This is a genomic window from Hyphomonas sp. GM-8P, from assembly GCF_003263315.1.
In the GTDB taxonomy this organism is placed as follows: domain Bacteria; phylum Pseudomonadota; class Alphaproteobacteria; order Caulobacterales; family Hyphomonadaceae; genus Hyphomonas.
The window spans coordinates 107,981-128,503 of the sequence record NZ_AWFE01000083.1 but is presented as its reverse complement, the minus strand read 5'-3'; the positions used below and the strand labels follow the sequence as shown (position 1 = coordinate 128,503).

Here is a 20,523-nt window from a genome sequence, read left to right as displayed (position 1 = left end):
AGCATATTCAGGCAGTCTCGTTGCGGCAAGCCGACGAGACCCGGCGTCCGGGTCAGTCAAACACAACGACCTGACGGGCGACGGTGCCCTTGTTGTCCTTCAGGTTCTGCAAGGCGCCCGTGATGCCGTCGAGACCGATCCGGTCGGAGACGAGATCGTCGAGGTGCAGCTTGCCTTGCCGGTAGAGTTCCACGAAGCGCGGGAAGTCGATGCGGAACCGGTTGGAGCCCATGACAGCGCCCTGCAGGCGTTTCTCCGTGACCAGAAGTTCGATGCCCGGCACTTCGATGTTCACGCCCGGTGTGATCATGCCGATCACCGTGGCGACGCCGCGCGGGCGCAGCATGTGATAGGCCTGTTCGGCGGTCTGCTTCAGGCCGACACATTCGAAGGAATAATGCACGCCGCCCTTGGTCAGTTCCTTGATCGTCTCGACCGCATTGACCTTGGACGGATTGACCACATCGGTGGCGCCGAAACGCACGGCCATCTGAAGCTTCTCGTCCGACAGGTCGACGGCGATGATCCGGCTGGCTCCGGCAATCGCGGCACCATTGATGGCGGACAGGCCGACGCCACCGCAGCCGACCACGGCGACGGTCGAGCCGGGCTCCACCTGCGCCGCATGGAAGACCGAGCCGACGCCCGTGATCACGCCGCAACCGATCAGGCAGGCGCGGTCCAGCGGCATGTCCTTGTCGATGGCGCAGAGCGTGTTCTCGTGCACCAGGATCTGTTCGGCAAAGGAGGAGAGGTTCAGGAACTGGCCGACCTTCTCGCCCTTGATCGACAGGCGCGGGGCTTCCGTCATCTGGCGCTGGAACTGTTCCCTGTTGATCGTGTGGCAGATCGACATGTGCCCGGAGAGGCAGTATTCGCACGTGCCACAGAAGGGTGAGAGGATGGAGATGACATGGTCACCCGGCTTCACCGCCGAGACCATGGAGCCGACCGCCTCCACAACGCCGGCGCTTTCATGGCCGAGGATCACCGGCACTTCGGTCGGGAAGTTCCCATCCCAGAAATGCACGTCTGAATGGCAGACCCCGACGGCTTTCAGCCGGACGAGAACTTCGCGCGGACCGGGTTTGTCGATCGTGACCTCTTCAATCGACAGCGGCTTGTTGGGCTCCCGCATCACGGCAGCTTTCATGGCATTTCCTCCGGTTGTGTTCTGTTTTTTCTCAGCATCGCGCCGAAACCGGGATTTGACCAGAGTTGCCGCTGGGTGAGGGCGGATCAGCCGAATTACGCGAGTGCCTGACGCGTCGCATCGTCTGCCGGGAACAGGAGTTCGAGGCGCAGGTCCCGGATCGTGACGTCCTCGCTCGTGCCGAAATGGGCAATCGTCGACAGGAAGCTGAGCTGGCCGCCCGGCGTGTTGAGAATGAGGGGAACCACCGGGCTGCGCGGCCCGGCCGCTTTGACCGGATGGCGCGCGCAGGCGGCTTCCAGCACGGCGAGATGGCCCATCAGGATCTCATCGCTCGGGGCTTCCATCGCTTCAAGCCGGATGCGGCCGCTCATTTCGGCCAGAACGTCGGGCAGGTTCGCAACAAGGCCGGGCGCGTCCGGATTGTCGGTCAGGATGCGGACAGCGTTGAGCGGCTGGATGCCTTCTCCGAGGGCCGAGAGCAGCGTTCCGGCGACCGGATTGGCATCGAGGATGTTCCAGTGCCGGTCACAGACCATGGCCGGGTTCGGCGCGTGGCGGGTGATCATGTCTGCGAGCATGTCGCGGAACGGCTTCAGGGCATCGGAATCGAGCTCCGACGCCGGGAAGGCAGCGGTGAAGCCAGCGGCCTGAAGCAATGCGTTGCGCGTCCCCAGTGGCAGCATCAGCCCGTCTGCGAGCTGCATGACCATTTCGCGGCTGGGCTTCGCCCGGCCGGTTTCGAGGAAGGACAGGTGACGGGCCGAGATGCCGCATTCCAGAGACAGGTCCAGCTGGCTGAACCGGCGGGCCGTGCGGTGATGCCGCAAGGCGTCGGCGAAGGCCGGACGTCCCGCCAGAACTTGCGCTTCGGACCGGGTGTCAGTCTGGGGCATGCGCCACCGTCGCAGCCTTGTGTGCGCATGTCCATTACCTCGCACGTAATTGCGGCGCTTACGCCTCGCGGCAAGGTAGCCGCATCAAACCAGCAGGAGAGTCAGATGACCGGGATTTGGAAGACGTGGATGACGATTTGGGCCTGGGGCGTGGTTGCCTTCGGGGGATTGCTTGCGGCGGGGGCCTTTCCGGGCGTGTATAAGCCTGCCCACACGTTGCTCACGCTTTTCGGCAGCCTGCCGGATGGCGGCGCCATTCTGTCGGACCGGGCCATGCGTTTCAGCGTGGGCCTGATGGGCGTGGTCACGATGGGCTGGGGGCTGACGATCGCCTTCCTGCTGCCCGTCATTTCCGCCGCAGGGGCCAAAGGCTGGCGTGCCCTGACGCTGGCCCTGATCATCTGGTACGTGATCGACGGCATCATATCGATCGCGACGGGTTTTGGGCTGAACGCTGTGTCGAACACGGCGTTCGCGATTGCCTATTTCATCCCCCTCCTGGCGTCAGGCGCGCTGCGTGCGTCCTGACGCCAGCGAGAGAGGGCTGGGGGGTTACTCGCCCTCCGGCCCGGCGACGAGACCGCTGGCGCGGCCCATGACCTGGAAGATCTCGTTCTGCTCCATCACGCCGGAGATGAGTTCCGATCCGGGGCCGGACGCGAAGATGGCCACATCGTCACCGCCATGCGATTCCGACCACAGCGGGTAGAGCGATTGCTGGAGGAAATCCTTGTCGGTCGTATCGACGTCGGTGAGGTCCTTGCGGGAGCAGTCGAAGCCCTCCTCGGAGGCGGTACAAGCGCCCGGGCCGTTCATGTAGCCGAGCGTCGTGTAGGGCATGCCGTCGAGCGCCTTGTCCGGCGAGCCGTCGAGCGACGTCGACGACAGGCCAAGGATCGGATTGCCGCGCTTGGCATAGCCCGAAATGGTCAGCGTGTGGGAGTGGTCTGCTGTGACGATAATCAACGTATCGTCCGGATTGGTCATCTCCAGGGCCGTCTTGATCGCCTGGTCGAACTGGTCAGCTTCCTCCAGCGCGCGGGCGGCATTTCCGGCATGGTGGGCATGGTCGATCCGGCCACCTTCGACCAGAAGCACATAGCCATCCGGATCCTGCGACAGGCGGGTGATGGCGGCGCGGGTCATTTCGGAGATGGAAGGCTCGCCTGCCGGATCTTCAGCGCGGTCGAGTTCGTATTCCATGTGGGACGGTTCAAACAGGGCCAGCACCTTGTCTTCGCTGGTGAAATCCTGCGCTTCGAAGCCTTCGCGGTCGATGAGGAGCTTGTGTGCCGGCTTGGCGGTCCAGTCGGCGAGGAGATCACGCTGGTCTTTCCGGTCACTGGTCTTGCCCGGATATTCAGGGTCTTCCGCGCCGCCCATCAGGAAGGCAGAGCGGCCGCCGCCCATGGCAACTTCAAATCCGTCGCCGGCCGACCAGTCGATGAACTGGGTCGCGATGTCTGCGCAAGACCCTGCCGTCGCGCCGCCCCGGCCGACATAGGCTTCCCAGTCGCGGTTTGGCGTCTTCGAATAGGCGGCACCCGGTGTGGCGTGGGTCAGGCGGGCGGTGGTGACAAGACCGGTGGCGAGGCCAGCCTGTTCGGCGATCTCGAAAATGGAATCAGTCTTGTGACCTTCGATGCTGGCGCAATTGTCATAGGACGCCTCGCCGGTGATGCCGAGCGTGCGGGAATTGGTTTTCACGCCGCTCATCATGGCTGTGGCAGTGGAGGCGGAGTCAGCCACCTGAGCGTCATTGCTGTAGGTCTTGGACAGGGCCGAATAGGGCAGCTGGTCCATGGTCAGCTTGTAGGATTCGCCGTCCAAACCACGCTTCTGGCCCGCATAGATGCGCGTGGCTGTGACGGTCGGAATGCTCATGCCGTCGCCGACAAAGAGGATGACATTCTTGGCCGGGCGCAGCCCGCGCGCCGCGATCTTTGCATCGATGGCGGCCTGCGCATTCAGGTAGTAGGCGTCACCTGCCTGCTGCGGCACAGCGGGTTCCCGCGCCAGCGTTGCGACCGGGGAGGCAATCGGCTCGACCACCGCCGCACTCTCTGCATCCGTCGCTGCGGGCGTGGCCGCGCAACCTGCAAGGAAGAGAGCAATGACGGGCAGGGCGGTGAATGAATTGCGCATTTGGACCTCCGATGGATTCGACTTTGCTGCGTCGTAAGGTGTTTGTGTGACGGTTTTCTCCGTCAGTCGACTGCGACGCGCGGTTTGCGGCCGCGTTGCGCCAGCCAGACTGCAAACAGGATCACGACTCCGCCCATTGCCTGCAGGCCGGTCAGCGGTTCATTGAACAGGCGCCAGGAGACGGCTGCGGCAACCACGGGCTGGACGAGCACGAGCAGGCCGGCGACCGCGGCAGAGGTTCGGCCGAGCCCGGTCACGATCAGAGCCTGGCCGGCGATTTGTGAAACCAGCGCCAGGAATATCGGCACCCGGAAGCCCGCCAGCGACTGAGGCAGGAAGGCTTCGCCCGCCGCCATAACGATACATCCGGAGACAATGATCTCGACCAGCGTGAGCCAGAAGATCGCTTCGATGCCGCCAATCGTGCGCCGGGCAATATTGGAGCAGAGCATATAGCCGCTGACGAGGAAGGCGGCGCCGACGGCGAACAGGTCCCCGCGAATATTGCCTTTGCCTTCCGCGCCTCCACCGAGAGACAGCGCGGCTGCGCCCAGGATGGCCAGGGCAGCCGCGACGAACCAGAAGCCGTGCGGACGCTGTTTCAGGAAGAACCAGGCCCCGAAGCCGACCAAGACGTTGCCGAGGTTCACGATGAAGGTCGCATTTGAAACGGTCGTCAGCGTCAGGGCGTGATGCCAGAGTGCGATATCCAGCGTGAAGAAGGTGCCTGCCATCAGGATGAACCGGTTGGGCAGGCGCGGCGCGCGCCGCTCAATCAGAAAGACGAGCGCCAGCAACAGGGGCAGGGCGAAGACATAGCGCCAGAACGCGATGGCCTGAGGGCCCAGATCATCGAGACCGAACCGCAGACCGATCGGGGCAAAGCCGATGCCCACACCGCCGGCCAGAACCATCAGTGGCCCCGTCCAGGAGCGCGGCGTCGGCGGGGAAACGGGTATGGCTGTCATGGAAGGCCTGTCATCCGGCGAAGGTCGTCCGGCGTCTTGCCTTCATCACGCCAGGCGCGCAATCCCCTGTCGCCAGCACGTTTCGACAGTTTCTTTCCGTCCGGCCCCAGCACGAGCGGATGGAAGCGGTAAACAGGCTGCGGCCAGTCCATCAATGCCTGAAGCAGGGCATGCACGGCCGTCATCTCCCTGATGTCTTCCCCGCGGATGACATGGGTCACCCCCTGCAAGGCGTCATCACGACAGCAGGCGAGGTGATAGGAGGCCGGCGTCTCCTTCCGGCCGAGGACGACATCGCCAAACGGCTTTGGATCTGCCGGTACGGCGCGGGCGGTGCCGGTGCTTTCGTCGACATAGGTCAGCCTGGCGTAGCGCGGCCCCAGGGCGTCCCGCGCCGCTGCCAGTGACAGCCGCCAGGCGAACGCGTCACCGCGCGCCAGACGGGTTTCCTCTTCCAGGGCGGGCAGGGGACGCCCGACAAATCCCCACTCGTCCGGTCTTCCGCCGGCCGGCATGGCGGCCGCGATTTCCCGGCGGGTCCGGAAACAGCGATAGACCAGTCCCCGTCCGCGCAAATCCTGCAGAACGGCTTCATAGTCATTGAAATGGTCGGACTGACGCCGGACCGGCCCATCCCATTCGAGGCCCAGCCATTTCAGATCTTCAAGGATGGCTGTTTCGTATTCCGGCCGGCAGCGGGTCTGGTCGATATCCTCAATCCGCAGCAGGACCCGGCCATTCGCGGCCCGGGCGGTATCCCAGACGTGAAACGCCGAACAGGCGTGACCAAGATGCAGGTATCCCGTTGGCGAAGGCGCAAAACGGGTGACGAATTCCGTCATTTCGCTCTGTCTGCCTTCTGCTGCCAACCCTGACCCGATTGGCATGCTGTCCGATACGCCGTGCCCGCGTCAACAGCGTTTCCCTGTTGCATGCCCGGCTGAGGAACCGTATCGCCAAGGGGCTTGAAAGGTCCTATTTTCATGCCTGTGACGGACTGGCTGACAACGGCAGAAACTTGGGCGGGCGCCCATGTGCGAGAGACCCAGTATCTCGCAGCGCTGGGGCTTGTTCTGGGTGTGCTCGGCGCCGCTTTTCTCCTGATCCTGACATTCCGCCTGATCGTGCGGCTGGTCCGCCGCCTTGGCGACATGCTGGCGGCCCGTTCCCTGCGGATGGACAAAACGCCGGGTTACCGCATCATCGTGGCCCGCCCGGCCGGAGGCAAGCGCGGTGCAACGATCAAGTGGCTGCAGGCCGCCCTCACGGATCATCTTTCCGCTTTCAATTTCGGGGCGCCGTTCAGGATCGCACGCATGAGCGTTCTGCAAGGCGGGCTGTCGCCGAAAACCATCGCGCGGGCACGCCGGCGCATGGCGGCGGCGGACGCCGACCTGTTTGTGTGGGGCGAGCGCCATGGACGCAAAGAGGATGGACTGGTCCTGCATGGCCTGACCCGGGGTGGCGGTCTCAGCCCGGCGAATGCCCGGTTGTTCACTTTGAGCCTGCCGGCCCGCGATACGTCCCTGGAGGGGCAGATGCCGAGAGTGGCCGCGTTCCTGCTGGCCAAGAAACTGCAGCCCGGTCTGGGCAATCCGCAATCCTTCCGTCCCGAGAAAATCAGCCTGCTGGCCGAAGCGCTGTCCGGCATGCTGGATCATGACGGCCCCATGTCCGCAGCACTCCGCAACGAGATCGAGGGGGATTTCTGCGCGTCGGCCGTCCATGTGGCGGAAGAGGCGGGGGACCTTGCCGGATTGGACCGCGTGATTGCCTTGCGCCGGGAACACCTGACCGAAGGGGCAGTTCAGGAGAACCCCGAACGCGCCATTCAGGCCCGGATGGATATCGGGCGGGCCCTGCTGGCCCGCGCAGCGAAGAAGTACGAGGCTGAGCTGGTGCGAGAGGCGATCGGCTATCTCTCCCAGGTCGTCGAAGCGCTACGCACCGATCCGTCCATCATGCGTGCACAGGCCGCTTCCGACGCCATGTTCAAGGCGCAGAGCCTGATGGAAACGCGAAAGCGCTTCGCCGTGAATTTCGGAACCTAGATCACCAAATTTCAGACAGAGAGGCCCACAGGACATGAGACGCCTGTGCCGCCAATCCCGCAATATCCGGCCGGATTCTTGGCGAGATATTGCTGATGGTAGTCTTCAGCGAAATAGATCTTGTCCAGAGGGGCGACCTCGGTCGTGATCTTCCCGGTATGGCCTGCGTTGGCGAGGGATGTCTCGTAAGCGGCAATCATCCGCCGGGCTGTGTCCGCCTGCGTCTCGCTCGTCGTGTAGACTGCGGAACGGTATTGTGTGCCGACATCATTGCCCTGGCGCATGCCCTGGGTCGGGTCGTGATTCTCCAGGAAGACCTTCATCAGGCCTTCAAAGGTCACCACCGCCGGATCGAAGATCACATCGACGACTTCGGTATGCCCGGTATGGCCAGTGCAGACTTCCTCATAGGTGGGGTTTGGCGTGTATCCGCCAGCATAGCCCACCCGGGTCAGCCAGACGCCATCCTGCTGCCAGAACTTGCGCTCAGCGCCCCAGAAACAGCCAAGACCGAAGACCGCGCGCTCAAACCCGGCAGGCGTATCCGCCAGCAGGTCCTTCCCGTTCACGAAATGTGTATCAGCGGTCGGGATAGCATGATCCCGGCCTTTCAGCGCCGTTTCCGGCGTCGGCATCGCAGCGGGCTTACGTGTGAACAGCATGGCGGCCTCCTTCAGCTGTTCTTTCATATGGGCCCTGACTGCTGCAACGGCAATCACAGTCTTGCGAGGTGCGCCCCCATAAGATAGAGGGACCGCTGTTGGAAACGGTGAGGTGGCCGAGTGGTCGAAGGCGCACGCCTGGAAAGTGTGTAGGCTAGCAATAGTCTCCAGGGTTCGAATCCCTGTCTCACCGCCAGCTACAAGCGGAAAATTTCAGCCAGCCAGCGGAACATGGGCCGGTGGATTGTGGTTTCAACAGCCGCGCCCGGCGCGTCGGCGTATGCCTCCGACAGCCGGATGCTCAACTGGGCATACCGCTCGGGGTTGAGGTCCCGGCTGTAAAGCTTGGTTTCGCTCGATAGCTGGATGGTCGTACTGATATCGGTGATCGTTGCGTTCTGGTCCCGCCGGCCATCGGCGAGCCTGACACTGACGCGCTGGCCCACCTTCAGGCGTCGTGCATCTGCATGCTTCACAAATGCCGAGACCATGCGTGTTTCGCCCATCGCCTCAAGGCGCATGAGCGGTTCCTGCGCCGTCACACGTTCACCGGGCAGTAGGATGACTTCAGACACGCGGCAATTACAGGGGCTGACGACAGACAGCTCATCGAGCCGGCTTCTGAGCCCTTCAATCCGGACTTCGGCCGCGGCGATTTCCTGTTCGACTTCGCGAATGCTCACCTGCAGGGTCGCCGGTTCATATCCCGTTGCCCGGGCATCGCCGACGAAGTAGCCAGACCGGGCGGCACTCAGCCGCGACCGTGCATCTTCAACATCGCGTTCGGCCTGACCGATACGTTCGGTGATCTCCGCAACTGCCTGCTCTGCATTTGTGCGGGTACTGAGAGGAACAAGACCCGGCGTGGAGACCGACCTCAGCTTTTCGACTTCAGCCATGGCTGCCGAGAGTGATTCCTGCAATTCGTCCCGGCGCGTTTGTGCCTTCTGAAGCGCCCTGACCGCCTGAGCGGATTCCGACTGCAACATGCCGCTGCGGCCGTCGAGGATGGCATGCAGCCCCTCCAACCGGACTTCCATGACACGCTTGTTGGCTTCGGCGTCTGCAAGCTCGGCTTCGAGCGGCCGGTTTGACAAGGTCGCGATCGCATCGCCCGGCTTCACCTGCGTGCCTTCGTCGGCAAGGATGTTCATTATGACCGAAGGTTCCGGCGCGCTGATCTCGATCAGCTGCGTGTCCACCCATGCGGCAACACTGCTGACGCTTGTCATGGCCAGGACCGAGGCTCTGGCACTCAACAAGGCCAGCACCGCCAGGAGCGCGAAAATGCCCCGCCGGACAAGGATCTTGCGCCGTCCGATCTGAAGAGCGTGATCGACCTCTTCCTCGCTGGTTGCAGATGTTGTCCCGGCACTGACATTGCGGAGCACGCCATCCACGTTTTTCAGCTTGCCCGACAAATGCGCGCTGGAGATGAAACCCAGTGCCCGCACCTCTTCAGGTGACAGGCCCCTGAATGTGAACGCGGCTTCCCGTTTCTCCGGATAAATCCGCAGAAGCTCCGCAAGCGTCTCAAACCTGAATTCGAAATCGGAGATCCGGACAGAGACCGTTGTGCGGACCTTTTCCCCGGCCAGCGCAAGATTGCGCACTTCGCCGATCCTGAAACCACTGAGAGACCAGTCAAGCGCCGGATAGGCGTGCCCGTTGATCTCTATGGTCAGGGGCGCAGAATAGCGTGGATACTTGCGTTTGTCGCGCCCGGCCGCTTCCATCGCATCTCCAAGCGATACGAAGTCTTCAGCCTCTTCCTTTTCGGCAGGCTGGTTCGGCCGTGTGTCGTCGGGGCGTCTTTCTGCGCTCATCGTGGTTTGGATCAGGTTCCCGCTGTGATTGCCGCCAGAGTTATCATTGAACAAATGAAGATCGTGATAACCAGGCCCTTGAGCCAGTCTCCATACATCGATGTCCGCAATTGCTGGACGGGCGCCGTACCCGAATCGATATTCTGGCGGGTCCATTTCTGGCGATCGAGATGGAACAGGACCTGGATCTTGATGAACGAGCCCACAAACTGCTGATGCAACAGGAGCAGGGGCACAAGCGGTGAAGCAATGCCGCCTTGGTGCGCGACGTTGACGGTCTGGATGAACCGAGTCGCAAGGACGATGGACAGGTACGCCGGAAGCGCGACCCATTGGCCTTGCAGGAGAAAGAATGTGAGGAAGATCGGACCCGTCAGGCTGGTCCACATGCTGAGGCGCTGGTCCACGAGGCACCACCAGGTAAACAGGCCCATGCGCCGGGGCCCCAGCAGGATGGCCCGGTCGGAATTACGCAGCATGTTGCCGAACCAGCGTTGCATCAGCCGGGCGGATGCATTCAGGAAGCCGCCTTTCGGCAGTTCTTCCATGCAACTGACATAGGTGTCAGGCAGATAGATCATTGCCCATCCGTCCTTCAGGCAGTGATACCAGGTAGACTTGTCATCACCCGTCAGCATCGGGAGTTTTCCCAGCCGCCAATGGTTCAGAATGTCTACCTGGAGCCTGTCTATAAATGCCGTGTCCAGTGCAACATTTGCGCGGAACACCGAGAACCGTCCCGTCAGGCAAAGAACCCGGCGGGAGAGACTCAGCGAACTCATGTACAGATTCCTCAGTGCAAATCGCGTGGCGTACCAGGTTTGCGCAAGAGCGCCGCCACGGACTTCGGCCGAATTGTTGACTGTGAGGGCGGCCAGGTCCGGCATCATTGTGAAGAAAGGACAGGTCTTCTCCATCAGGCCGGGCGTGACGACGGTATCGCCGTCCATGAGGATCACAATCCCTTCGCCGGTTTCATCGCTGCGCTGCAGGGCGCGCAGTGCGGCTGCCATCGCATCACGCTTCCCGGTTCCGAGCTGGAGCTGGGTGATCAGATCGATATGTCCCGGCAGACGGGCCTCGTCAAAGATCTGGTGGATGAGGCGGGCGTCCCCGTCATCGGTCACCGACGCCACCACCGTGGCCGGTACACCATAAGCAGCCAGCTCCTGAAACAGGGAGGAGTAGACGCCAAAGTTTTCCGACGCCGACATCTGATAGGAGGTCACGACAACACCGATATGTTCCGGCAGTGTCGAGGGGTCTGCCGCGACCGTCTGGGCCTGCTGGCGCAAACGGGGAAAGACCTTGTTCCTGTAGTGCTCCGCCCGCACAAAATGTGTCATCTGCCAGCCGTATCGCCATGTGGCGATGAATCCCAATGGGAAGACAACATGGTCCATCCCATGTACAGGCGATTGCGACAGGGTCACGGCAAGTAGGAACAGGAATGCTGTGATGTATGCGGACCAACTTATGGAAAATGTTCCGAACGACGCATAAAGACGCCGGACTTCATTGCCCGCACGTTTGGCACCGTCTGCAAGCCACCCTGTCGCCTCACTCCATGGCGTGGGAAGGGAAGTTGCCCCTGAACGCATTCAAAAACACCGTTTACTCTACAAGCTCAGAAGCTTGTCCGGCATTTTTATTGATATTGTGTTCCGTGTCTGATTTCGGTGAGCTGGGTGGAAAGGCGGCCCCGACTACCTGCACCGCCACCAGACTTACTTTCCCGTCAGTCCTCGGTCCACGTGCCAAGGGCCTTGTAGAGCGCGATACTGTTCAGATTGTTGTCCAGGCGGGCGAGGATGAGCTGCTGCTGGGCGTTATAATACTCACGCTGGGCATCGAGAACCGTAAGGTACCCGTCGAGACCGGATTTGAATCGCTCGCCTGACAGGTCAAACGTGACTTGTGTGTCTTCCGCCAGCTGTTGAAGGGCCGTCAGGCGCCGGTCAATTGTGTCAGCTACGGCCGCTGCATCAGCGACTTCGCGGAATGCCTGCTGGATTGTGCTCTGATAAGTCGCCAGCGCCGCATCTGCTTCGGCGCGTGCTGCCTCGACATTTCCGCGCCGGCGGTCGAAATCGAAGATCGGCAGGTCGATCGCTGGGGTAAAGGTCCAGCCGCTCGATCCGTCACCATTGAACAGGTCGTCGATGGACCCGCTGGCGACGCCGACACCACCGGTCAGTGAGACGCTTGGGAAATAGGCCGCACGAGCGGCGCCGATATTTGCATTGGATGCCCTGAGGCGCGCTTCAGCAGCCCGAACGTCCGGGCGATCCAGCAGCACTTGCGAGGACTGGCCGACGGGCAGGTTGAGGGCGACCGGGGCGGGGGAGAGGATTGCCTCCTCCAGCAGTGCGCCCGGCAGGGGTGCGCCGACCAGCAATTGCAGGGCATTCATATCGCGGCGCATGGCGGCTTCGTACTGGGCTGCCTGAGCCTGTGCCTGCGCGACCGAAGCTGACGCGCGGCGCACATCCAGCTCGCTGGCGGTTCCGGCTGCGAACAATTCCCGTGTGAGGTCGAGACTTTCTGTCTGGCTCTCGGCTGTCCGGTTCGCGAGCTTCAGCAATTCATGATCTGCCGCAAGCTGCATCCAGGTTTCCGCAACTGTTCCGGCGAGAGAGATCTTTGCAGCGCGTTCGCCTTCTTCACTGGCGAGATAGGCCTGTAGCGCGGCGTCATTGAGATTGCGGACCCGACCGAAAAAGTCGAGTTCCCAGGCGGAGACACCGATCTGGGCGTATGTGCTGTCGCCGAAAACCGCCGCCCCAGTGGAGCCTTCATCAAAGGCATCGCCTGTCTGGACCGATGCATTCGCACCGATGGCGGGCCAGCGGGCCGAGCGGGAGACGAGCAGGTTCGCGCGCGCGGCGCGGACGTTTGCTGCCGTGACGCGGAGGTCACGGTTCTCTTCCAGCGCAATGCCGATCACCTGTTTGAGGGCAGGGGAGGTGACGACCTCGTCCCAGAGGAGCGGTTGGGCCGCTTCTGCATCTGAAGACGCGCCGGGTAGGGCGGCCGGAACAGGCAGCTCACCTGAACTGTACGCCGGGGCGAGATTGACGCAGCCTGCCAGCATCAGAGTGCTCAGCGCTGTTGCGAGGAGTGACTTGGTATTCATGCGGGGGTCTCCGCTTGATTGTCAGGACCGGAAAAGCGGTTGGTGAGTTTCCGGACGACTACATAGAAAATCGGCGCGAACAGCAGGCTGAACGTCATCGCTGCGATCACGCCGCCCAGCACGATAATGCCGATGGCGTTGCGGCCCGCTGCCCCGGCGCCTGTGCTGAGTGCGAGCGGCAGGACGCCGAAGCCGAACGCAAACGATGTCATCAGAACCGGACGGATCCGCAGGCGGACGGCTTCAATCGCTGCAGCAACCAGTTCTTTTCCCTGGTCCTCCAGGGATCGTGCGAATTCGATGATCAGGATCGCGTTCTTGGAGGCAAGTCCGACCGTGGTCAGCAGGCCAACCTGGAAAAAGACGTCATTCGACAGTCCGGCAAGGCTGGCGCCAGCGACGGCACCGGCCACGCCGAGAGGCGCAACCAGCAGAACCGAAATAGGCACTGTCCAGCTCTCATACAGGGCGGCGAGGCAAAGGAAGACAAACAGGATCGAGATACCGTACAGCGCCATGGCCTGGTTGCCGGATTCACGCTCCTGCCGGCTGAGGCCGCTCCACGCATAGCCAATGCCGTCCGGGAGTTGCGAAATCAGCTCTTCCATTGCGAGCATCGCGACACCGGAACTCTGACCGGGTGCCGCCGAGCCCTGAATGTTGAATGCTGGCACACCGTCAAAACGCTGTAGTTGTGGCGGGCCGTAGGACCAGTTGGAGCTGGCAATCTCTTCCAGCGGCGCCATTTGGCCCGTGTTGGTGCGGACGAACCAGTCGCCGACATCGTCCGGCTGCATTCGGTCAGCTGCCGCGCCCTGAACGTAGACACGCTTGATACGGCCACGGTCGATAAAGTCGTTCACATAGGTGCCGCCGAAAGCGACAGACAGCAGGTTGGTGGCATCGGAGATCGACACGCCGAGGGCCTGGGCCTTCTGATAGTCGAGGTCGATATTGAACAGCGGACCATCTTCCAGACCGTTCGGGCGCACACCAGTCAGACGCGGGTCCTGGCTGGCCATGCCCAACAGCTGGTTGCGGATGCTCATGAACTCTTCGTGCGTGTAGTTTCCATCATTCTGGAGGAAGAGGTCGAAGCCGCTCGAATTGCCAAGCTCCCGGATCGCAGGCGGGGAAATTGCAAATACCCGGGCCTCATCGATCTGGGATAAAGCGCCCATGGCGCGTCCGACGATTGCCTGAACGGAGTTTTCCTGTCCGGGACGCTCTGACCAATCCTTCAGCGAGGCAAAGGCAATGCCATTATTCTGTCCCTGGCCAGCAAAGCTAAATCCGGCGAGCGAAAAGATGCCCCGAACATTCGAGGCTTCGTTCGTCTGATAATAATCGACAACGCCATCCATTACTTCTGCCGTGCGCTCAAGGCTGGCATTGGCCGGCAGCTGGGCGAGCGTAAAGTAGTTGCCCTGGTCTTCGTCGGGCAGGAAGGATGCAGGCAATCGGATAAAGGCGAGCCCGGTCAGGGCGACGATCACGGCAAAGCCTGCCAGCATGATTCCCTTGCGCCGCAGGGCGCGCTCGACCGTGGCTTCATAAGCCTGCGAAAGCCGGTCAAACCCATTGTTGAATATGCGCGCCGGTGCGGAAAGCAGCGAATGGGACTCGCCATGGCCAGGCTTCAGGATCGTCGCGCAGAGAGCAGGGGACAAGATAATTGCCACCAGAACCGATAGGGCCATTGCGGATACAATGGTGACGGAAAACTGCCGGTAGATAACGCCTGCAGACCCCGGGAAGAAGGCCATCGGAATAAAGACGGCCGACAGAACAACAGCAATCCCGACCAGTGCGCCAGTAATCTGTTCCATCGATTTGATGGTGGCCTGCCGGGGCGGCAGCTTGTCTTGCGACATCACACGCTCGACGTTCTCCACAACAACAATCGCGTCATCGACCAGAAGACCGATGGCAAGAACCATGGCGAACATGGTCAGCGTGTTGATGGACATGCCCATGATGAGCAGGACGGCAAACGTCCCCAGCAGAACGACGGGCACGGCAATCAGCGGAATGAAAGATGCCCGGAAGCTCTGAAGGAAAACGAAGATGACGATGAAGACCAGTGCGATCGCTTCGAACAGGGTCTTCTGCACTTCATGAATCGAGGTTTCGATAAAGGGTGTGGTATCGACCGGGAACGCGTAGACCATGTCCTCCGGGAAGTTGTGGGACATTTCCTCGACGGTTTCCTTCACGCGCTCGGCCGTGTCGAGCGCGTTGGCACCCGTGGCGAGTGAGACGGCAAAGCCGGTCGCGGGATATCCGTTGAATCGTGAAATGAAAGCGTAGTTCTCCGCCCCCAATTCGACGTCTGCAACATCGCCGAGCCGCACGGACCCGCCTTCAGGAGTGGTTCTTAGAAGCAGGTTCCGGAATTGCTCCGGTGTGGACAGAAGCGATTGCAGGGTGATGGTGACATTAATTTCCTGACCCAGGACAGACGGTGCGCCGCCCAGGGCACCGGATGCAATTTGCGCATTCTGGTCGCGGATCGCCTGCACGATATCGGCGGGCATCAAATTGTACTCGACCAATTTTTCCGGTTTCAGCCAGACCCGGATGGCGTAGGGGGATCCGAACGCGGTGACACTGCCGACGCCATCAAGGCGACTGATCGTGTCATACATGTTGGACCGGACATAGTCGCCGAGGTCTGTCTGGTCGAACGTTTCGCCCGGTGAATACAGGGATGTGATCAACAGGAAGCCCGTGCTGGCCTTGCTGACCGTCACGCCCTGGCGTTGCACCTGTTCAGGCAGGAACGGAGTTGCCAGAGACAGCTTGTTCTGGACCTGCACCTGAGCGATGTCGGGATCAGTGCCCGGACGGAAAGCAAGTGTGATGGATGCAGACCCGTCTGAGCTGGACGTCGAATTGACATAGTCGAGCCCGTCAAGCCCGGTCATTTGTTGTTCAATGATCTGGGTGACGGAGTTCTCTACCGCTTGTGCGGAGGCACCGGGATAGTTTGCCATGACGCTGATCGTCGTTGGCGCAACATCGGGGTATTGCGCGACCGGAAGCGTGCGCAGGGCGAGGCCGCCTGCAAGCATGATAAGGATCGCGATCACCCAGGCGAATACCGGGCGGTCGATGAAGAACTTTGCCATCAGTCTAACCTGTGTGCCTTATTTGGATCCGCCGCGCGTGTCCTGCGCAGCAGAGGTTTGCTCGCTGGCGGGCTGCGGCTCAACTTTCATGCCTTCGCGGATGGTCTGCAGGTTTGCCGTGGCAACCTGTTCGCCGGCGCTCAGACCGGTCAGAACCGTCCAGGTATTGTCTGTGTTCTGCTCAACGGTAATCCGTCTTTGCTGAACGATCCCCTCCCGGTCCACAACCATGACAGTCGCATCCCCGGTCGGAGTGCGGGAAACCACAGACTGCGGAAGGGTCACCACATTCTCGTAATAGCCGGCAACAAATTTCGCCCGCACGAACATGCCTGGCAGGATCAGGTTTTCCGGATTGGGAACGACGACCCGGACAGCGACCGTGCCGGCGCTTTCTTCAACGTTCACTTCGCTGAATTCCAGATCACCGGGCAGGGGATAGGGGGTGCCGTCGGCCAGGATGATGTCGACCGGTATCGTGTTCTGATCCGTGGTTGCGATGTCTCCGTCCGCAATCCGCTGGCGCCAGGTCAGCAGGCGGGCGCTGGACACTGTGAGGTCGACATAAATGGGGTCAGTCTGCAGCACACGGGCGAGTGGCTCTGTCTGGTTCTGAGTGACAAGTGCACCCTGAGTGAAGGATGATCGGCCAATACGGCCTTCGATCGGGGATGAGATTTTTGTCCGCGCGAGATCAATACGCGCGCGGTCGAGGGCAGCTTTCTGGATTCCGATGTCGGCCTCTGCCTGGCTGGCGGAGGCAACGGCCTGATCGTATTCCTGCTGGCTTACAGCATTGATGCTCGCCAGCCGCTCGAAACGCGCTGCTGTTTCGCGAGCGACGGCAGCCGTGGCTTCAGCGCGCGCCAGGGCGGCTTCGGCACTGCGGACTGCGGCGGAGTATTCCGCAGCGTCGATCTGGTAAAGCGCCTGACCTTTTTTGACCGTGTCGCCTTCCTTGAACAGGCGCTCGCTGATGATGCCGGTCACCTGCGGGCGGATCTCCGCCTCGGCAAAGGCGCGGGCCCGGCCGGATAGTTCAATGACATTCGGCACATCTGTGAGGCGGACCGTCATGGTCTGGACGACAGGGGCTGGCGGAGCAGCGGCTTGCTGGCTCGCCGTCTCACCACCGCAAGCGGTGAGCACCATGGTCGCGGCGAGCAATAGTGCTGGCAGGCTCTTCTTGGCGGTTTGCATAAAACGATCCTTGACGGCGAGCTGGGAGGAGAGCTATCAAAATAGAATGAACGCTCTATCTAATGATGCGGTGCACAAAGTCAAGGTGCAGATATTTAACAGGGGGGAGAAAGAACAGATGGGTGAAATGCCTGTGTCGAAGACGGCCGCAAAGCGAGAAGCGCGGATCTGCGAGATTCTCGAATGCGCCGAAAAACACTTTTCAATCAAAGGCTTTCATGGGGCTGGCATTTCAGGCATTGCCGCCGATTGCGGCATCAGCGTGGGGCATCTCTATCACTATTTCGGAAGTAAAGATGAACTGATCCAGGCTGTCGTGAAGCTGGAAATGGGGCGTCAGGAAGAGAGTATTGCAGCGTTCGAAGACCTGTCACCGGAAAACCTTCGTATCGAGATGGCGGAGCTGACGACCACAATTTTTTCCAACGACAAGGAGCCGTTCAGGACGGTCCTGAACTTTGAAATCCTGGCAGAGGCACAGAGGAATCCGGATGTTGCGGCGATCATGCAGCATCATGATGCGCAGATGCGCCGGCGTTTCATGTCCATTCTACGCCGGGCCGGAATTGATGATCCTGAAACCCGGACGGAGTTGATCTTTACAATCTTCTCCGGCTTGTCCGCCCGTGCCCTGCGTCATCCGGAACAGGAGCGTGCCACCCTCCTTGAGGTGATCCAGGACGTCATCCTCAAAATCCTGGGGGACAAGCCGGTCACATCAGATGCAGCATGTGACTGAGCGCTGAACCTTGGGATCAATCTGGTTCGCGAGGATTGTCGCCTTCCGCAGAGAAGTGGACGGGCTGCTTGGCCTTGAAGGCCTCGACGGCACTCGCAAAATTTCGGGTGTGGGAAAGAATCACCTGATTACGGTCTTCGAGGGCGAGCGCAGCTTCCAGACCCGGTGCGTCGATGTTCACATTCAGGATTTCCTTGGTCATCCGCAGGGCGAGAGGTGCGGTCGACATCATGTCATCGACATAGCTGTCGACGAGGGCATCCAGTTCCTCCGGTCCGGCGATATCCGCCAGCAGGCCGAGCTGGAACGCGCGTTCAGCCCCCAGCATGCGCCCGGTGAGCAGTAGCGCATTCGCCGGTCCAGAGCCGATGAGCCGAGGGAGCAAATAGCTTGCGCCGATATCGCCGCCGCCGAGGCCGATGCGGATGAAGGCGGCATTCATGCGCGCCTTCTGTTTGGCCAGTCTTATGTCCGACGCCATCGCGAGGCAGAATCCTCCCCCGGATGCGACCCCGTGTATGGCGGCGATGATAGGCTGGGGGCATTTGCGCATCGCGAGAATGATCTTGCCGAGTCTGTGCTGGATCGCGAATTTTTCAGGCAATGTCCCATCAACGAACCCATTCGCCTGGTCGCTGGACAAGTCGAGCCCGGAACAGAAGCCGCGTCCGGCGCCTCGCAGGACCACAATTCTGACTTCGGGCCGGGAAGAAAGGCCTTCGAAGTAGGCAAGCAGCCGGAAGGTCAGGTCGTCGTCCAGCGAATTGAGGCTATCCGGGCGATTGAGCGTGACGTGTTCAACCGCACCTTTTTGCTCGATCAAAAGGGTGTCCATCAGCTTCATCTCCTTCATGTTTTCCAGGGTATCGAACTGGATCTGGCCAGACTTTGAATTGCCTACAGAATGTCAAAAATATTTACAAATAAGATTTCGACCCTAGAACAGGCGTTAGAAACAATCAGTTTGCAAATAAGAGGATACACCATGGCTAAAGTTCTGATCGCCTTCTATTCACGGGATGGCTCGACAGAGGCTTTGGCCCAGGCAATTTCCGATGGGGCGACATCGGCGGGCGGTGAGGTCCGGATGCGCCGGGTCAGGGAGTTGGTTGACGATGCGACGATGGGCTTCGTTCAAGGTTGGAAAGAGGCAGCCGATCAGATGAATGCGACCTACGAAGCCCCGACCGTGGCTGATGCCGAATGGGCAGATGCGATCATCCTCGGGTCCCCGACGCGCTTTGGGCTGCTCGCGTCCGAGCTCAAGGCCTTTCTCGATAGTCTCGGCGGGCTCTGGTTTCAGGGAAAGCTGGCTGGAAAAGTCGGATCGGCCTTTACATCCTCCTCCAGTCTTCATGGGGGAAACGAGATCAACAATCTGACCATGTTCGTCCCCATGGCGCACTTCGGCATGATCATCGTGCCACCGGGATATGCTGATCCTGTCATGTTCAAAGCCGGAACGCCGTACGGGGCATCTTCGGTTTCCTACGGTGGTAGCAAGGCGCCGCCGACCGAAGATGATCTCGCATCCGCGCGGTTTCAGGGCAAACGGGTTGTCGAAGTCGCCAGTGCCTTGGCGAACGCCTGACGCTTTCAACAGGGGAGGGGCTCATGTCACAGATCGAGGTTCCGGAATTCGTCGAGGTTTCTCCCCGCGACGGACTTCAAAACGAGAAAAGAACTCTGACTGCTGAGCAAAAAATCGAGCTTGTAAACCGGATGATTCAGGCTGGCGCCCGTCGGATCGAGGTGGCGAGTTTCGTCAATCCCGCTCGCGTGCCGCAGATGGCGGATGCCGAAGCGGTGGTTGCGGGTCTCCGCCAGCGTGACGATGTCACCTATATCGGCCTTGTTCTGAATAAGCACGGTGCAATGAGAGCATTGGAAGCGGGGTTGGCTGAGCTTGGTGCAGTTTGCTGCGCCTCAGATACCTTCGGTCAGCGCAATCAGGGGCAGGACGCTGATGGGACGGTGACGACCGCGATCGACATCATCCGTCTGGCACAGGCCCATGGCGTATCAGGCCAGGCGACGATTGCGGTGTCGTTCGGCTGTCCATTTGAGGACGCTATCAGCCATGACCGGGTCGTGGACATTGCCCGCAAACTCGCCGCGGCAAATCCGCGGGAGATCGCACTGGCAGATACAATCGGTGTGGCGGCCCCGCTCGAAGTGGAACAACTTGTCAGCCGTGTGGTCAGGGCGGTCGCACCGATCCCGGTCAGGCTGCATTTTCACGATACACGGGGAACCGGTATCGCGAATGTCTGGTCCGGCGTGAGGGCCGGGGCGAAAACGGTGGACGCGTCGGTCGGCGGACTTGGCGGATGCCCTTTTGCGCCCGGTGCCGCGGGCAATGTCAGCAGCGAGGATGTTGCGTATATGTTCGAGCGCGCGGGAACGCCAATCGGCCTCGACAGGACACAGCTCGCAGATACGGCACGCTGGGTTCGGAGATTGCTTGGGAAAGAAGCAATTGATTGCGTCGCCTGACCTTGCGCAGGCCTTTCCCGTAGGCGGATGCGGTCCCGCAGGAAAGTCCTTTTGCGATGTTCTGCGACGAAGAATACTGTGTTGGTAAGACACAACTGCGCACTGTTTTTGCCAGAATTT

At 61.0% G+C, this 20,523-nt stretch carries 17 protein-coding genes and 1 tRNA gene; 6 read left to right on the top strand and 12 right to left on the bottom strand.

Features of this window, described 5'->3' with window-relative positions:
• Nucleotides 1–52: 52 nt before the first annotated feature.
• Both HY26_RS13270 and HY26_RS13265 read right to left on the bottom strand, forming a co-directional pair.
• Nucleotides 53–1,153, bottom strand: a complete 1,101-nt coding sequence (locus HY26_RS13270; protein WP_034766734.1) for a Zn-dependent alcohol dehydrogenase — start codon at nucleotides 1,151–1,153, stop codon at nucleotides 53–55.
• 95 nt (nucleotides 1,154–1,248) lie between these two features.
• Nucleotides 1,249–2,049, bottom strand: coding sequence for a helix-turn-helix domain-containing protein (locus tag HY26_RS13265; RefSeq protein ID WP_051600035.1), 801 nt, complete (start codon nucleotides 2,047–2,049; stop codon nucleotides 1,249–1,251).
• Nucleotides 2,050–2,154: 105 nt separating this feature from the next.
• Here HY26_RS13265 and HY26_RS13260 point away from each other — a divergent pair, with 105 nt between their 5' ends.
• Nucleotides 2,155–2,577, top strand: coding sequence for a hypothetical protein (locus HY26_RS13260; RefSeq protein WP_034766732.1), 423 nt, complete (start codon nucleotides 2,155–2,157; stop codon nucleotides 2,575–2,577).
• A 24-nt stretch (nucleotides 2,578–2,601) separates the two neighbouring features.
• Here HY26_RS13260 and HY26_RS13255 read toward each other — a convergent pair whose 3' ends face one another.
• From HY26_RS13255 to gluQRS, 3 genes are all read right to left on the bottom strand, one after another.
• Complete coding sequence (locus tag HY26_RS13255; RefSeq protein WP_034766731.1) at nucleotides 2,602–4,194, bottom strand: alkaline phosphatase; 1,593 nt, start codon at nucleotides 4,192–4,194, stop codon at nucleotides 2,602–2,604.
• A gap of 62 nt (nucleotides 4,195–4,256) precedes the next feature.
• Entirely contained in the window at nucleotides 4,257–5,162 is a 906-nt protein-coding gene (locus HY26_RS13250) for a DMT family transporter (RefSeq protein ID WP_034766730.1), read from the bottom strand.
• On the bottom strand, nucleotides 5,159–6,004 hold the full coding sequence (gene gluQRS / locus HY26_RS13245) for a tRNA glutamyl-Q(34) synthetase GluQRS (RefSeq protein WP_034766729.1): 846 nt from the start codon (nucleotides 6,002–6,004) through the stop codon (nucleotides 5,159–5,161). Before gluQRS ends, HY26_RS13250 begins: the two co-directional genes overlap by 4 nt.
• 141 nt (nucleotides 6,005–6,145) lie before the next feature.
• Between gluQRS and HY26_RS13240 the strand changes: the two genes are divergently transcribed.
• On the top strand, nucleotides 6,146–7,213 hold the full coding sequence (locus HY26_RS13240; protein WP_034766728.1) for a hypothetical protein: 1,068 nt from the start codon (nucleotides 6,146–6,148) through the stop codon (nucleotides 7,211–7,213).
• A gap of 11 nt (nucleotides 7,214–7,224) precedes the next feature.
• On the opposite strand, the gene msrA is transcribed toward HY26_RS13240, so the two are convergent.
• On the bottom strand, nucleotides 7,225–7,875 hold the full coding sequence (gene msrA / locus HY26_RS13235; protein ID WP_034767043.1) for a peptide-methionine (S)-S-oxide reductase MsrA: 651 nt from the start codon (nucleotides 7,873–7,875) through the stop codon (nucleotides 7,225–7,227).
• A 106-nt stretch (nucleotides 7,876–7,981) separates the two neighbouring features.
• Here msrA and HY26_RS13230 point away from each other — a divergent pair.
• Nucleotides 7,982–8,071: transfer RNA gene (locus HY26_RS13230), tRNA-Ser, on the top strand.
• A 1-nt stretch (nucleotide 8,072) separates the two neighbouring features.
• On the opposite strand, the gene HY26_RS13225 is transcribed toward HY26_RS13230, so the two are convergent.
• The 5 genes from HY26_RS13225 to HY26_RS13205 all read right to left on the bottom strand — a co-directional run bounded on the left by HY26_RS13225 (nucleotide 8,073) and on the right by HY26_RS13205 (nucleotide 17,168).
• Nucleotides 8,073–9,701, bottom strand: a complete 1,629-nt coding sequence (locus tag HY26_RS13225) for an HlyD family secretion protein (RefSeq protein WP_034766727.1) — start codon at nucleotides 9,699–9,701, stop codon at nucleotides 8,073–8,075.
• Nucleotides 9,702–9,712: 11 nt separating this feature from the next.
• Nucleotides 9,713–11,104 (bottom strand): glycosyltransferase, encoded by a 1,392-nt coding sequence (locus HY26_RS13220; RefSeq protein ID WP_051600034.1) that lies wholly within the window; start codon nucleotides 11,102–11,104, stop codon nucleotides 9,713–9,715.
• 335 nt (nucleotides 11,105–11,439) lie between these two features.
• Nucleotides 11,440–12,837 (bottom strand): efflux transporter outer membrane subunit, encoded by a 1,398-nt coding sequence (locus HY26_RS13215; protein ID WP_034766726.1) that lies wholly within the window; start codon nucleotides 12,835–12,837, stop codon nucleotides 11,440–11,442.
• Nucleotides 12,834–15,968: an efflux RND transporter permease subunit gene (locus HY26_RS13210; RefSeq protein ID WP_034766725.1), complete on the bottom strand. Its 3,135-nt coding sequence runs from the start codon at nucleotides 15,966–15,968 to the stop codon at nucleotides 12,834–12,836. Before HY26_RS13210 ends, HY26_RS13215 begins: the two co-directional genes overlap by 4 nt.
• Nucleotides 15,969–15,986: 18 nt before the next feature.
• On the bottom strand, nucleotides 15,987–17,168 hold the full coding sequence (locus HY26_RS13205) for an efflux RND transporter periplasmic adaptor subunit (protein ID WP_034766724.1): 1,182 nt from the start codon (nucleotides 17,166–17,168) through the stop codon (nucleotides 15,987–15,989).
• Between HY26_RS13205 and HY26_RS18865 the strand changes: the two genes are divergently transcribed.
• The gene (locus HY26_RS18865; RefSeq protein ID WP_158531500.1) at nucleotides 17,119–17,907 is read left to right on the top strand and encodes a TetR/AcrR family transcriptional regulator; all 789 of its coding nucleotides are present in this window, start codon (nucleotides 17,119–17,121) and stop codon (nucleotides 17,905–17,907) included. The two genes, HY26_RS13205 and HY26_RS18865, sit on opposite strands and share 50 nt — an antisense overlap.
• A gap of 16 nt (nucleotides 17,908–17,923) precedes the next feature.
• On the opposite strand, the gene HY26_RS13190 is transcribed toward HY26_RS18865, so the two are convergent.
• The gene (locus tag HY26_RS13190) at nucleotides 17,924–18,742 is read right to left on the bottom strand and encodes an enoyl-CoA hydratase/isomerase family protein (protein WP_034767039.1); all 819 of its coding nucleotides are present in this window, start codon (nucleotides 18,740–18,742) and stop codon (nucleotides 17,924–17,926) included.
• Between the two features lie 150 nt (nucleotides 18,743–18,892).
• Here HY26_RS13190 and wrbA point away from each other — a divergent pair, with 150 nt between their 5' ends.
• Nucleotides 18,893–19,498: an NAD(P)H:quinone oxidoreductase gene (gene wrbA, locus HY26_RS13185; RefSeq protein ID WP_034766722.1), complete on the top strand. Its 606-nt coding sequence runs from the start codon at nucleotides 18,893–18,895 to the stop codon at nucleotides 19,496–19,498.
• A gap of 23 nt (nucleotides 19,499–19,521) precedes the next feature.
• A complete protein-coding gene (locus HY26_RS13180) occupies nucleotides 19,522–20,403 on the top strand; it encodes a hydroxymethylglutaryl-CoA lyase (protein ID WP_034766721.1) in 882 nt (293 codons plus the stop codon).
• The last annotated feature ends 120 nt before the right edge of the window (nucleotides 20,404–20,523 follow it).